The sequence below is a fragment of the Corallococcus sp. AB018 genome, assembly GCF_003986945.1.
GTDB classification, from domain to species: domain Bacteria; phylum Myxococcota; class Myxococcia; order Myxococcales; family Myxococcaceae; genus Corallococcus; species Corallococcus exiguus.
The window spans coordinates 20693-34900 of sequence record NZ_RAWR01000024.1 but is presented as its reverse complement, the minus strand read 5'-3'; the positions used below and the strand labels follow the sequence as shown (position 1 = coordinate 34900).

Genomic DNA, 14208 nt, shown 5'->3' with positions numbered 1-14208 from the left:
TGGAGGCGCGGGGGCGGCTGGGGTAGACCGCTCGCCCATGGACGAGAAGGCGCTCAGGGCCCTGCTGGGCCAAGTGAAGACGGGCAAGGTCACCCTGGACGACGCGGTGGGCAAGCTGAAGGACCTGCCATACGCGGAGCTGGGCTACGCGACGGTGGACACGCACCGCAACCTGCGGTTCGGCTTCCCGGAGGTGGTGCTGGGCGAGCCCAAGACGGTGGAGCAGCTGCTGGGCATCGTCGGCGCGCTGGTGGAGCGCAAGCAGACGGTGCTGGTGACGCGGCTGCAACCGGACAAGGCGGAGGTCCTGGTGGCGCGCTTCCCCAAGGGCCAGTACCACCCGGTGGCGCGCATCTTCCACCTGCCCCAGCGCAAGGTGAAGGCGGGCCGCGTCGCGATTGTGACGGGCGGCACCAGCGACATCCCCGTGGCGGAAGAGGCCGCGCTCACGGCGGAGGCCATGGGCGCGGAAGTGCGGCGCGTCTACGACGTGGGCGTGGCGGGCATCCACCGGCTCCTGCGCCGGCGTGAAGAGATTCAGGAGTGCCACGTCGCCGTGGCGGTGGCGGGCATGGAGGGGGCGCTGGCGAGCGCGCTGGGTGGACTCGTGGGCATCCCGGTGGTGGCGGTGCCCACGTCGGTGGGCTACGGCGCGAACCTCGGGGGCATCTCCGCGCTGCTCTCGATGGTGAACTCGTGCGCCTCCAACGTGGCCACGATGAACATCGACAACGGGTTTGGCGGCGGCTTCTACGCGGCGCTCATCTCCCGCACCAAGGGACGGAGCTGACAGGCCATGCGGCGCATCCTCTACCTGGAGCCCGTGGGCGGCATCGCCGGGGACATGTTCCTGGCGGCGGGCATCGACCTGGGCGTGTCGCCGGACGCGATTGCGCAGGCGCTCTCCGGCCTCAACGTGCCGGGCTGGAAGCTGGCGGTGTCGCGCGCGGTGCGCCACGCCATCAGCGGCACGCACCTGGACGTGGTGCTGGACGCGAAGGAAGCGCACCCGCACCGCGCCTACGCGGACATCCGCCAGCTGATTGAAGCCGCGCCCACGCTGCCGGAGCGCGCGAAGGCTCGAGCCCTGGCGGTGTTCCGCGCCATCGGCGAGGCCGAGGCGAAGGTGCACGGCGTGTCCATCGACGCCATCCACTTCCATGAAGTGGGCGCGGTGGACTCCATCGTGGACATCTGCGGCGCCGCCGTGGTGCTGGAGCTGCTGGGCGACCCGGAGGTGCACGCCGCGCCGCCGCCGCTGGGCAGCGGCACCATCCGGGTGGCGCACGGCCAGATGCCCATCCCCGTGCCCGCGACGCTGGAGCTGCTGCGCGACGTGCCCGTGCGCTTCGAGGGCGTGGGCGAGCTGACGACGCCCACGGGCGCCGCGCTGCTCAAGGTGCTGACGAAGATTGGCCACCCGCCGGACTTCATCGTGGAGAAGGTGGGCTACGGCGTGGGGACGAAGGACTTCCGCGACCGGCCCAACGTGCTGCGCGCGTCGTTGGGCCGCGTGGAGACGCAGGCCACCGAAGGGCTGTGGGTGGTGGAGGCGAACCTGGATGACGCCACGCCGCAGCTCTTGGCGCACCTGGTGGAGCGGCTGCTGGAGGTGGGCGCGAAGGACGCGTGGGTGGCCCCGGTGGTGATGAAGAAGGGCCGGCCGGCGCACCTGTTGGGCGCGCTGGTGGAGGGCGGCCTGCGCGAGGCGGTGGTGGACGTGCTGTTGCGTGAGTCCACGTCGCTGGGCGTGCGCTACCACCGGGTGGAGCGCCACGCGCTGGAGCGCGACTTCGTGGAGGTGGACACGCCCTGGGGCAAGGTCCGCGTGAAGCGCGGCCTGCGGGACGGCCGGGTGCTCAACGCGCACCCGGAGTTCGACGACTGCGTCCGGCTGGCCCGGGCCGCGGGCGTGCCGGTGAAGCAGGTGATGGCCGCCGCGATGGCGGCCCTCACGCCCTGAGGCTCGGGACGCTGACTAAGCCGGCTGCGCCAGGGTGATGACGCCGAAGGCCGCGCCGCCGGGGTCGGTGACGACGGCGATGCGGCCGTAGGGTGAGTCGAACGGCGGCATGATGACCTTGCCGCCCTTGGCGGTGACGGTGGCCGCGGCCTCGTCGGTGTTGGCCACGGAGAAGGTGACCATCCAGTGGGGCGGCACCTCGGCGGGCGTCTTGTCGTCGAGCTGCATCACGCCGGCCGTCTCACGGCCGTCCTTCTTCACGACCCAGTACTGCATCCGCTCCTCCGGCATCTTGTCCGCCGTCATGCCGAAGAGGTCCCTGTAGAAGGCCACGGCCTTCGCGCCATCGCGCGTCTTGGCCTCGTGCCAGGTCATGGCGCCGGGCTCGTTCACCAGGCCCGCGCCGTTGAACAGGTTCGGCTGCCAGAAGCCGAAGGCCGCGCCGGTGTTGTCCGTACAGAAGGCCATGCGACCCGCCTCCATGACGTCCATGGGCTCCATCATCACCTTGCCGCCCAGCTCCTTCAGGCGGGCGACGGAGCGGTCCACGCTCTCCACGGCGAAGTAGGTGTTCCATGCCGGCGGAAACGGCGCGTCCTTGGGGCGCGGCATCATCGCCGCCACGTGCTGGCCGTTCTTGCGGGCCATCGTGTAGTAGCCGTTGTCCTTGGACGTGGGGTCGAACGTCCAGCCGAACAGCGCCCCGTAGAAGTCCCGGGCCTTCTCCAGGTCCCAGGCCGCCAGGTCCACCCAGGACACCGTCCCCGCAGCGTGCTTCGTCATCGCAGGCATCGTCGCTCCCCTCGCTGTGCGCCCGGAGAAACCCGGGCTACCTGCAAGGTAACAGCGGATCAGAAGAGGACTGAAAGGATTTTCAGTGTCGCCTTGCGTCAACGGCGGGGCTGACGCGCGAGCCCCTGCGCGAACGCATCCGTGTTGCTCCCCACCACGCACACCGGCAGGTCCTCCACGAGGCCACAGTTGGCGCCCGCGTCGAGGAAGGGCTGCACATGCGGCGGCAGGACGACGTACGCGGTGCTCGCGTCCAGGCCACCCGTAGGCAGCTGCGCGCGGCACTCCGCCGCCAGTGCCTCCGGCGTGCGCGACGCGTAGCCGCTGTTGAACGTCAGCTTCAGCCGGTACGCCTGATACGCCAGCGCGTTCACCAGCGGTTCGTCATAGCGGCACACCCACTGCACCTGCGGCGGGAAGAGGGCCAGGTGTTGGTAGGGGCCCTTCAGCGCGTCCCACTCCGCGGACTTCAGGCGATGGAAGCGCACGGGCTTGAAGAGGGCGCTCTTGTCCTCGCGCACGTCGTACGCCTGGAGCGCCAGCGCCACCGTCAGCGCGGCCACGGTCACGGCGGGCACGCCGCGCCACAGGCGCGCCACCAGCAGCACCGCGCCGACGACGAGCAGGTAGTGCAGCGGCCAGACAAAGCGGCCGGAGGCGCGGAACGCGTTCGTCGCCTTCACCAGCGGCGCGTACAGCGAGCCCAGGTCCGCCACCGGCTGGCCCAGCCACGTCACGCGCGACGACAGCGCGTAGACGGCCATGAGCAGCACCACCACCGCTGCGGGCAGCACCCGGCGCCAGTCCAGCGTGCGCGCCTCCCGCCTGCGCACGAACAGGCTCACGCAAGCCACGACGCCGAGCAGCAGCGCCCCCGCGCCCAGGTAGCCGAAGCCCTCGCCCTGCCGGGGCGCGGCGGGCAGGTCCGGCAGCAAGCGGCCCCAACCCATGGGGTTCACCAGCGTGGCCAGGTCTGCGGAGAACTCTCCGAAGCCCTCCGCGCCCAGCCCGCCGCCGCCGAAGTAGCCGAAGAGGGCGAACAGCCCCACGTCCAGCGCCGCGATGCCCGCGCACAGGGCCGCGACGCGCGCGGGGCCGAGTTTCCGGCTCCAGACGAGCCGCACCCCGAGCGACAGCGTCAGCGGCATCAGCATGCCCACCCAGTACGGGTGGGTGCCTGACGCGATGGCGTTGAAGAGGGCCGCGAGGCCCAGGCTCCGCGTCGCGGTGCGCGCGTCCGGGATGTCCCGCAGGTTGAGCCACAGCAGGGCCAGCAGCAGCCAGTGCGCGCACAGCGTGGGGTGGCCGAAGCGCGCCGCCATCACCGGCGACAGCGCCAGCAGCGTGCCGCCCAGCACCATGGGCACCGGGCGCGGGGACACCGTCTCCACCAGCCGCGCGCCGAAGTACCCCATCAGCGCGTAGCACAGGGCCAGCCACGGTCCGGTGTACTGGAAGTCCACGGGCAACAGCGGCGACAGGGGCTTGAAGAGCAGCGCCAGCCACGGGTTGCCGTCCGTGAGCGCCACCGACGAGCCATACGGGTAGAAGTGGTTGGGCGCCGCGCCCAGGGGCAGCGTCCAGTCCGCGTTGCGGAAGAAGAGCCAGCCGAAGATGTGCGCGGCCCAGTCCTCGCGCATCATCCAGTCGATGCGCGTGGGCGGCAGCACCGGCCCGCCGCCCAGCCACAGGAACCAGCCCAGCCCGCCGAGCACCGCCAGCGCTCGCGCCACGACGAGGGCCCGGTGGGACGTGGAAGAAGAGGGCGGGGGACTCAGGGAGGGTACGGACTCGCTCAAGGCGCGGCGACTGTAGGCGCCCGCTTCCGTGCCCCGCAACCGCCTGCTTCCCTGGCGGGTCTCAACGGGGGCAGTAGCGCGCGTAGCGCAGGCCGCGCGTCGTCTCCATCGCGCCGCCGTCTGGCGGGTAGTGGTAGTGCACGTAGGAGAAGCCCACCTGGAGCCGGTCCTGGGCGTCCAGCTGCACCGCGGAGGAAGCAGGGAACGCATTCCCGCCGTCCAGCGTCTCCACGGTGAGCGGCAGCGTTCCGCCGGCGGCTCTCGTGCCGTCCAGCACCTTCACGACCAACTGGCTGGTGCTCCCGCTGGAGTCCGCGTTCGCGTCCGCATCATCCAGAAGGGCATGGCGGAGGGTCGGGTAGGCGGTGCTTCGCGACAGCGCGGGACCCCGGCTCAGGAAGGCCCCGAGTCCGTACGACGTCCAGCCGCTGGCCTCCTTCGTCCACAGCCACGCCCCCTGGGTGCTGGAGCCCACCACGGAGGGGCGTCCATCCGAGTCCACCTCGAGCGCGATGCGGTAGCGCGGTGAACTCAAGGGAATCCGCCAGTCCAGCGGCTCGGCGAGCCACGCCCCTGACGTGTTGCTCGCGTACACGACCTGGGACTTCCCCATGTCGTCCATGCGCACGAACACGATGTGGACGTACCCGGCGGCATCCACGGCGATCCGCTCACGGTCGCCCTTGGCGCCCACCGCCTCCAGTGGCGCCATGTCCCAGCTCCCCGTGCTGGAACGGGTGCCGTGCAGATAGCCCACCTGGGGGTAGGGCCGGCCGATGAGCAGGTGGGGCGCGTCCTGGGCGTCGAGGGTGATGGCCGCCGCCCAGCCCTCTCTCAGCACCTGGGACCGCCAGACGCCGCCGGTGTCGTGTGCGTAGCCGACGTTGTTGCCCTGCTGGAACAGCACGTGGTGCGTGCCGTCCGTGGCCACGGCCATGTGCACGTCATAGGCGGTCCACACGCTCTCCACGCGCACCGGGACATCGCCCGGCCGGGTGGTGCCCACGTGGAGGCGGGAGTTCTTCGAATAGGCGTAGTGGCCCACGCCCTGCGCGTCGAAGACGAACGCGGCGATGATGATGTCGATTCCCTCGTCCAGCACCCGGGTCGTCCAGCCTGGGACGGCGCCGCACTCGCCGCCATCCGTGCCCGAGTCGGGGAGCGCGCCGCCATCGCCCCCGTCCGGGTCGTCCTCCTCCCCGGCGTCGGGGCGGGTTACCACGAGCTGCACGCAGGTGCCGGAGGCGCTCCGGGTCACCTGGCCCTGCCCGGACTTGGAGACCCCATTCGTGCAGATGGGGTCGCAGCCGGCCAGCAGCACGGTGGCCACGGCGGCGCTCGACAGCGCGGTGTGCATGAGGAATGAACGGGACACGGAAGGACCGTCAGGGCTCGAGGTTGGCGCGGTGGGCGCGGACAGCGGCGCACCCACGCACGGACACGGCCGGGCCCGACGGCCCGCGTCCGCTAGCGCCTCAGTGAGATTTCCAGGCCGTACTGCCCGTCCATGACGGTCTTGCCGTTGGCGGTGACGCGATCCACGCCCACCTGGGCTGAAAGTCGCAGCGGCATTCCCGCGAACCGCCCCGTCACGCCCGCGGCCACGTGGCCGGTGAGCATCGCGGGGTCCGCCTGGCGGAAGCCCGGCGCCGTGAGGCCCAGGAGCCCCCAGCCCAGCCCCACCTCCGCGAACAGCGGCGTGTTCGCGGGACGCTCCAACCCCACCAGCCCCTCCACCGTGAAGCGGTGCAGCCGGATGCCGTCCTGGGCCGCGAGCGGCGTCACGCCATACGCCCCGCGCACGCCGTAGTAGAGCAGGTCCATGGAGGACGGCGTGCGCCACGACAGGCTGGGCCCGGCGGAGAACTTCGCCAGCCCCAACGGCGAGCGCCCCGCGCCCAGGCCCAGCTCCAACCGCGATGTCCAGTCGGACGGAGACGCCACGGCCAGCGGGGAGCGCGCCCCGCCAATGACGGACGGCTGAAAGGGATTGCTGAAGTCCACCGGCACCAGCCCCACGGCGGCGACGTACTCGTCGTAGAACGACCGGTCCAGCGGAACGGCGAACAGGCCCCGGCGGAGCGCCTCCTCCGCGGGACCTCTTTCCTGAAGCTCGCGCGGGCGCAACTCCGGCGTGCCCGAGGACAGCTGCGCCAGCGTGACGCGCGCCTCCGCGTTCGGCGCGCGCACCCAGTACACGTCGCGCGGCGGCAGCAGGATTTGCGTCCACTGCTGCGGCGAGCGCCGCACGTCCACCAGCCGCTGGCCGTCCGCGTCCTCCACGGAGAGGCGCGCGTACTCGAAGCCCGCGGGGAAGGTGACGCGAGGCCCTTCGGGCGCGGGGCCCACCAGCGGGCGGCGGGGCTCCGCGGTGGGCGCGAAGGCGTTGACGGACAGGCGCGCGGGCATGCCCTTCACGCCATGCAGCGAGGCGGCCACGAACGCGGCCAGCTCGCTGTACTCCACCTGTCCGTCGCCGTTGATGTCCGCGCCGCCCAGGAGGCCGGAGCGGGCCACGTGGCTGAAGACGCCCGCGCGGATGCGGGACCACTCGTGCGTCTCGCCGTCCTCGCTCTCCGCGAAGAGGGCGCCCACGTGGGGACGCGACGCCAGTTGCTCGCGCGCGAGCACCCCGCGCAGCTCCGCCAGCACCGCCGCGTCCGGCGTCCCGCCTCGGCTGCCCACCACGCCGGAGGCGCGGCACGCATCCGCGATGACGTGCACGTAGTCCGCGCCCAGCGGATCCACGACCTCCGAATAGAGGCTGCTCCGGTCCAGGCGCGCATCGGCGAGCGTGAAGTAGGCGCGGCCCGCGTCGTCCGTGTTGCCGTGGCCCACGTAGACGATGAGCACGTCCGTCTGGCGTCCCGCCGCGCGGTCCGCGAGCGTCGCCGCCTGCAGCCGCTTCACGGCCTGCTCCACCGCGGCGCGCGTGGGGGCCTGCGCGGACTTCAGCACCAGGCTGCCGCCCTTGCGCGTGGGTTCGTCCGGGTCGACGAGCAGCGTGGTCTCCACGCCCAGCCGCTTGAGCGTCTCCGCCCAGAGCACGCCGTCGTCATCCGCGTAGCGCAGCGGCGCGAGCGCCGGGTCGTCACTGCCGTTGTGGGCGATGACGAGCGCGCGCCGCACGGTGTCCGCGAATGCCTCCGGTGCCGCCATCAGCAGCGCCGCCCCCAGGAGGACTTCCAGCTTCTTCATGGAGAATCCTTTACCCGGACCTCCTGCCTGAGCACCACCACCCCCGCTGTCGTCCCGCTGTGCAGGGCTGACAGGGTTGCGTCCGGGTGCTCTGAGAACGTGGCGGTGACCTCCGCCATATCGGAGCCCGCGGGCAGCGCGACCGTCAGCTCCAGGGGGCGCTCCTCGCCGGCCTTGCCGCTGAGCGGGAAGGGGCCGTTGACCTCTTCGTGGCCGCCGGCGCGCACGCGCACCGCGACGTGGGTGTAGGGCGGACGGGCACCCGCCGCGAAGGCCAGCGTGGCGCCCGGGGTGCACGCGGCCCCAGCGCGCAGCTCGTGCAGCGACTGGCCGGGCTTCGCGCAGAAGACGCGCAGGACGGCCTGGGCCACCGGAGCAGAGGGTGGAGCCGGGTCATGCACGGCCCCCCGGACGCTGAACTCGGGTTCGGTGGGCTCGATGGAGGCGGTGGGGCCGAAGGACGAGGGGGTCACCATCACCGCGAGGAACAGGGCCGCCAGCGTGGCGCCGAGCACCGCGAGGGTGGGCCACCGCGCGGGGGCGGCGTCCGGGGGCGAGGCGGCGTTGAGGGCGGCTTCGAGTCCCGCGGCGGTGAGGGTCTCCAGCTCCGTGGAGGTGGGGGCGTCCGTCTGGCCGGACTCGAGGACGCGGTGGGCGCGGGCCCACTTGTCGTAGCGGGCGCCGCAGCGGGCGCAGGCGTGGGCGTGACGCAGGAGCCGCGAGGATTCGGGGGCGGACAGCTCCCCCAGGGACCAGCGCGTCAGTCCCGCGTCCACATGTCGCTCGTACCACTTCATGGGAGGCTCCCGAATGGGATGGCGTACAGCAGGGCCAGGGTGGCGAGCAGGGCGCCCAATTGCAGGCGTCCCGGGACGGTGTCGCTGTCCAGCCAGCCCGAGTCCTTCAGGTGTTCGGTGAACTGCAACCGCAGGCGGCGTTCGCGCACCCGCACCTCGCCGCGGGTGAGCTTCAGCTGGTCGGCGGCGGACTCCTGGGACAGGCCGTCCATGAAGCGCAGCTGGGCCAGGGCGCGCCCTTCGGCGGGCAGGGCCTCCAGGAAGCGGCGCACGATGGAGCGGACCTCTGCGCCCAGGGCCTCTTCTTCCGGGCTCTTGCTCTCGGTGGGCGCATGGGTGAGCTCCGGAGCGTCATCCAGGGGGATGGCCTCCCGGGCCACGCGGCCGGAGGCGCGCATCAGGTCGATGGCGGTGGAGCGCGCGACGGTGAGGAGGAAGCCCAGGTAGGGACGCACGCCGTCGTAGGCCTGGCGCATGTGGGGGCGGAAGGCCCGAACGAAGGTCTCCTGATGGGCGGCGTCCAGGTCCAGCGGCGTGAGCGCGATGGAGCGGGTGCCGGTCTCCGAATGGACGGAGAAGCGCCGGGACAGGTAGCGCAGCACTTCAGGTGAATAGGTGCGGTAGACCTGGGTGAGCACGGCGGTGTCACCCCGGCGGAAGGCCTCCAAGACTGACCGCTCGGTTCCTGGCAGCACGCGGAATGCTCCGTCTCATGGAGGCGCCCGGCCGGGCCCCTTCTGGAAATGAGATACGAAATGACCCCGAAATTCGGGTCGTCCCCACACGCACGGCGCGCGTTTTATTGAGCCCGGGCGTTGGCCTCCGGAGCCAAAGGCCGTGGGTTCGAATCCTGCAATGACTCAAGCCGGGTCGGTGGGCGTCTCCAGCGCTTCGCCCGTCCACCATCCCGGCGAGGTCTCCTTCCAGCGAAGCGTGGCAGGGCGGCCGAAGAGGTCCACCAGCGTCTGCTCCATTCAGGCCCGGGCCTCCTCGAATGAAGTGGATGGGGTGCTGTCGAGCAGCCTCCCATCCGTGATGCCTTCCTGGGTGTAGATGGCGTAGCGCCAGCCCTCGGTGGGCTTGGGGTGGTAGAGCACGACGGAGCGGAGCGCTTCGTTCGCCAGGATGTGGCTCATCCCCTGGGGCTTACCGCAGGCGCATGGCGCATGACCTTGAGGGCCGCTACGGGAACGCGTCCACCACGGTGTAGCCCACGCTCCGGGGCAGCAGTGCGGTGCCGGGTTTGGAGCTTGGATCCTTCGGCCACCAGCCGTCGCTGTTTCCGAGGACGAAGCAGACCGGATGGGTGCGGCCGGCAGGCGTCTCCGCTCGCGTGTAGCGGCCCACCACGTGTTCTCCCTGCGTCCACAGCTGTCCATACAGGAGGGTGCCAGCGGGAAGGCCGCCATGTCGCTCCTTCTGGACGCTCACGATGTTCCCGTCACTCACGGAGACCAGGGTGGCATCCGTGCGGAAGGGGTAGCGGACGTCGAGTGTGATGGCCGCCTTTCCATCCCGCCGCAGGTCCAGCTTCTTCATCGACTCCAACGCCTCCGAGGAGCAGCGCTGGGGCTTGGGCGTCACCTGCGCGCCCGCGCAAGCGATGAGCGTGGAGGCCGCGCCGACGGCCAGCGTGCAGCCTCGCGCAAGTGAACGGGTTCGGACCGGGGACTCCTGCTTCAAGGGAAGGGTCATGGCTTCCTGCTCCAATGGAAGCGGCGCAGGGGAAGGAGGGGCCGCTTCGGACGCGGCAGCTTGGTCGGGCCCAGGTCCCCGCGCCACGGGAGGCGGAGAGGGATGCGCCGGCGCATCGATGCGGACCTTGGAGACGGCCCCCAGACTCCAGGCCAGCCATCCCAAGGCCAGCACGAAAGCGACTCCCACGGCCCCCCGGCGCCAGCGGGCTCGCAATGTCTGACGGTGCCGACCCGCGCTCGCGGCGAGGATGGACCGGGCTTCCATGCGGGCGACATGGGCGGGGGCCCGGCGGCGCAGTTCGCGTGCTTCGCGAATGCGTTGGAGCCGGTCCAGGCGCTGAAGACGTGCGTGCTGGAGCGGCACCTCCTGACCGGGAGCCACGGGCCCCACCATTTCGGGCGCGTCCTGTGTCGTGCGTGAAGAAGAGGAGGGCGCTGTGGCCCAGTCGAAGAGAGGCAAGTCCCAGGATGCATCCGCATGGGCCAGGACCTGATGCAGTTCGGAGGCCAGTGCGGATGCGCTCGGAGGCCTCTCCTCGGGCGCAAAGGCGAGCAGGTGGGTGACGAGCGAGGTCAGGGCCTCTGGCGCATGCGAGCCGGGCCATGCGCGCGTCGGTCCCTCACCATTCAAAAGGAGCGCCGGATAGGTATCAGTCAACAGCCGGTAGAAGGTGACGCCCACGGCGTACAACTCATCCGCCACGCCATAGCGAGGACACTCCTGCGCAGGCATTGAAGGCATTGCCAGCCGCCAGCGGTGGAGCTGCGGGCTCAAGTAGTGCGCCGTGCCGGGAGGAAGCTGGCCTGTTCCGGTCAGGGGCGGTGCGTCCGGGTGCCAGCCCGCGCCCCAGTCCAACAAGGTGAGCCGTCCATCCGGCTGGACGCGGATGTTGTCTCCCTTGAAGTCGCGGTGCAGGACGCCGTGTCGGTGCGCGAAGCTCAGGATGTCCGCAGCCTGGACGAGCAATGCACCCACCTCGCGAGCCGTGGGGTTGCGAGCGCGGGCCCACTCATACAGCGACTCGCCGTCCACGTGCTCCATCACCAGGAATGGGTAGCTCCCGGAGCCCGGCCGCCATGCGCCCGCATCCACGAAGCGAGGCACTCCCGGGTGCGGCAAGCGGGACAGCACCGCCGCTTCGCGTGAGAACCAGGGGCTATCGGGTTGGCGAGCCAGCTTCAGGGCGTATTGCTTTCCGCGGGGACGGCGCTTCGCCTGAACGACGTAGACCGTGCCGTATCCACCTGACGCCAATCGTTGGACGACGCGCCAGGAACCAATGAGCGTTCCGGCAGGAAGCGCATCCACTACGAGCAGCCGCATGGCAGGCAGGGCCGCCCCGAAAGCCTTGTGGGCGGGCTTCGTGGAGGTGTGATGCTCGGACCTGACCGGATCACCGGGAGTTGCCTCATGCGAACTCATGGCGACACCTGCTCCCAGCGGATGCCTCGTTCGCCCTTCACATCCAAGAGCTCCAGGGTGAAGTGCGCGCCTGGAGGCAGGTCCGGCAGTGCGTTCCACTCCACCACCACGGTGGAGCGCTCGCCAGGTGCCAGCTGTCGCACCTGTATGAGCAGGGGAATCTCGCGGACGGGAATGCCACCCGCGTCAGGTCCCCGAGGTGTCACGCGAGCAAAGCCTGGGAGCCAGGGGGCCGCCCCCATGGGATTGCGCAAGGAGGTGGAGAGGGCGCGGGTGCTCGCGGTGCGGTAGATCACGTGGGGACCCTCGGCGACGATGCCCATGCTCACGGGGGACTCACGGATGTAGTCCACGGTGATGCCCTCCTGGGTCACCGCCCCCGTCAACACCGCCCCACCCAGTCCACTGAGCGCGCACTGCGCACGCAGCGTCGCGAGCCCCGCCTCGGTGACCGCGCAATGGGCCCTCAGGTCCGCGAGTTCCTTCCCCAAATCCTGCGCGGTGCGTCCCTGCCGGAACACCTCCACCTGTGAATCCACCTCCGCCGCCACGGTCGTGAGCACGAAGCCCACCTGCGCCGGAGCACCGGGCCCCGCGAAGCGCACGGTGATCACTGGTTCCTTGCCCACGGGAACGTCCATGGACGCCTTGAGGACAAGCACGTCTTCATGCACCGCCACGCGAGTGAAGAAGGGCGCGAGCACGCTCCGGTCCACGGACTCCGGAACGATGGGCGCATCGAAGGTGACAGTGGTCACCTCATGGGCCGCGACGTGCAGCGGATGAAGCACCGGAGGCTCCTCCGAGCGCAGCGTGAGCTGCCGGGCCTTGCGTTCCCTGACCACGGGAGTGCGGGTCTGCGCCACCGCCGTGGTGCCCATCAGGATCGTCAGCACCAGGGGAATGAGCGAAGTGGACAGCGACATCACGGGTCACCTCCATCCTTCAAACCTAACAGATAGGGGTGACACGCATGAGAGGCCACGGGCCTGGGAGGCTTTTGGTTGCGGCGGCTGGACAAGGAAAACCCAGCCTACCTCAAGGATTGCGTGGGGAAAGGCCTACTCGGCCTTCGAATTTTCGGTTGGAGGTGCTTCTCGAAGCGGAGACGGAGCCTGCTCCTCGGTGGGCGGAGCAGGGCTGTCAGCGGGGACCTCTGCTGCATCGGGCTGCGCTTCCATGGGGACGTCGGGTGTGCGCGGGGCCTTCGCTACCACCTCGCCTTGGGGGGTGACCGCGTAGACCTGCCACCAGTCGAGGACCCGGCCAATGGGACCGCCACACCTGCTGAACCGCTGTTCCACGGCGACGTAGTACAGGCCGGTGGTCGGTCCGGTGAAGACGGCGACATCGAGTCCCTGTTCCGGGCTCGCGCAGCCATGGAAGAGCTGCGGATGGGGATGGGTCCGGACCACTTCCCGCAGCGCTCCTGCCGCGGCCACGGCGGCTCCCGCGTCGGTGAAGGGGAGGACGGAGGCCGAGGACTGTTCATCCGGCCATTGCACCTCCCCCGTCCATGACGGCTTGTGCCGAACGCATCCGCCAGCCAATGCGATGAGCCCTAAGAGCAGGAGTGCCTTGCGCATTGTGACGTTCACTCGTTCAGGAGCCGCAGGGTTCCGGGACGGCACTGGGGTGCACTGCTGAAAGGGGGCCAGTCGAGGCCGTCCAAACCTGTCCGACTGTCGGACAAGTTCGTGTGGATGCCGCTAAGACCGCCGGCCCGTCTTCCGCGCGAAGAACTCGCGGTTGAACGTCGCCACGCCCCACATGCGAGGGTCGTCCGGGAAGTCCTCCTTCGCCAGGGACTCGTCGCTCTGTTCCGCCAGCCAGCGGATGAACGCGTCCCGTGACTCAAAGGTCCGCTTCGGCTGGGCGTCTCCCTGGATGTACCGCAGCCCCTGCGCATACGTGCCATCCCCGGACCGCCACAGCGCGCGGGACACACCCTCGCGCGGGTCGACGGTGATGGACAGGTCCGCCCCCGCGTCCAACAGCTCCGCCACCCGCTGCGCCAGCGCGCGCCCGTAGTGCCTCGAATCGAAGTGGGCCTCCGCGCGGGCCTGCACCTTCGCGTCATGCTCCCGCGTTACCGCGTCCGTCATCTGGATGCGCGGCGCCGCGTGCGCGTCGCAGACGATGGCCAGCGCGATGTCCCCCAGTCCAGGCGCGGACGCGTGATGCCACCGCATCAGCCCCTGCACCTGGGCGCGCGGTGCTTCCGGTAGCGAACCGAACGTCAGCGCTCCGTCCGGCGCCGTGAAGATCAACGTGTCATCCAGGAGCTCCCCTTGATGCTTCAACGAAGCGGACAGCTCGATGCGGGCCAGCCCACGGGCTTCGCGCTCGGCGCGCAGCCAGCGGACGATGTCGGAGTCTTCGGTCAGGCGGGAGGACATGTCTTGCTCCAGGACTCTGGCACGGTGTGAACCTGCCATGAGCTGAAACGAAAGACTGACATTCCTGTCGCGCTTCCGTGCTGTTCCAAGACCCCACGACGTGCGAAGCCCGGGCGCCCGCATCCTGTGAACCCTGGCCG

At 70.5% G+C, this 14208-nt stretch carries 13 protein-coding genes; 2 read left to right on the top strand and 11 right to left on the bottom strand.

Features of this window, described 5'->3' with window-relative positions:
- The first annotated feature begins 37 nt into the window (after positions 1-37).
- Positions 38-790: a nickel pincer cofactor biosynthesis protein LarB gene (gene larB / locus D7Y11_RS08000; protein ID WP_126933388.1), complete on the top strand. Its 753-nt coding sequence runs from the start codon at positions 38-40 to the stop codon at positions 788-790.
- A 6-nt stretch (positions 791-796) separates the two neighbouring features.
- The gene (gene larC / locus D7Y11_RS07995; RefSeq protein ID WP_121754734.1) at positions 797-1963 is read left to right on the top strand and encodes a nickel pincer cofactor biosynthesis protein LarC; all 1167 of its coding nucleotides are present in this window, start codon (positions 797-799) and stop codon (positions 1961-1963) included.
- Positions 1964-1978: 15 nt separating this feature from the next.
- Here the strand turns inward: larC and D7Y11_RS07990 are convergent, their stop codons facing one another.
- The 11 genes from D7Y11_RS07990 to D7Y11_RS07945 form a co-directional block, all read right to left on the bottom strand.
- On the bottom strand, positions 1979-2746 hold the full coding sequence (locus tag D7Y11_RS07990) for a VOC family protein (protein WP_233607229.1): 768 nt from the start codon (positions 2744-2746) through the stop codon (positions 1979-1981).
- Between the two features lie 107 nt (positions 2747-2853).
- Complete coding sequence (locus D7Y11_RS07985) at positions 2854-4554, bottom strand: DUF6311 domain-containing protein (RefSeq protein WP_233607228.1); 1701 nt, start codon at positions 4552-4554, stop codon at positions 2854-2856.
- A 61-nt stretch (positions 4555-4615) separates the two neighbouring features.
- Complete coding sequence (locus tag D7Y11_RS07980; protein ID WP_126933386.1) at positions 4616-5929, bottom strand: hypothetical protein; 1314 nt, start codon at positions 5927-5929, stop codon at positions 4616-4618.
- Positions 5930-6021: 92 nt separating this feature from the next.
- Positions 6022-7752, bottom strand: a complete 1731-nt coding sequence (locus D7Y11_RS07975; RefSeq protein WP_120578203.1) for a caspase family protein — start codon at positions 7750-7752, stop codon at positions 6022-6024.
- A complete protein-coding gene (locus tag D7Y11_RS07970) occupies positions 7749-8549 on the bottom strand; it encodes a hypothetical protein (RefSeq protein ID WP_126933385.1) in 801 nt (266 codons plus the stop codon). The genes D7Y11_RS07975 and D7Y11_RS07970 overlap by 4 nt, the downstream gene beginning before the upstream one ends.
- Positions 8546-9244 carry an RNA polymerase sigma factor gene (locus tag D7Y11_RS07965; protein ID WP_126933384.1) on the bottom strand — a complete coding sequence of 233 codons (699 nt, stop codon included), beginning with the start codon at positions 9242-9244 and terminating at the stop codon, positions 8546-8548. Before D7Y11_RS07965 ends, D7Y11_RS07970 begins: the two co-directional genes overlap by 4 nt.
- Before the next feature lie 279 nt (positions 9245-9523).
- Positions 9524-9685, bottom strand: a complete 162-nt coding sequence (locus D7Y11_RS43205) for a hypothetical protein (protein WP_158624458.1) — start codon at positions 9683-9685, stop codon at positions 9524-9526.
- Positions 9686-9731: 46 nt separating this feature from the next.
- A complete protein-coding gene (locus D7Y11_RS07960; RefSeq protein ID WP_158624459.1) occupies positions 9732-11570 on the bottom strand; it encodes a serine/threonine-protein kinase in 1839 nt (612 codons plus the stop codon).
- Between the two features lie 95 nt (positions 11571-11665).
- On the bottom strand, positions 11666-12595 hold the full coding sequence (locus tag D7Y11_RS07955; RefSeq protein WP_120578207.1) for a DUF2381 family protein: 930 nt from the start codon (positions 12593-12595) through the stop codon (positions 11666-11668).
- A 135-nt stretch (positions 12596-12730) separates the two neighbouring features.
- Entirely contained in the window at positions 12731-13174 is a 444-nt protein-coding gene (locus D7Y11_RS07950; protein ID WP_233607227.1) for a hypothetical protein, read from the bottom strand.
- A 204-nt stretch (positions 13175-13378) separates the two neighbouring features.
- Entirely contained in the window at positions 13379-14068 is a 690-nt protein-coding gene (locus D7Y11_RS07945) for a hypothetical protein (RefSeq protein WP_126933382.1), read from the bottom strand.
- Positions 14069-14208: the final 140 nt, after the last annotated feature.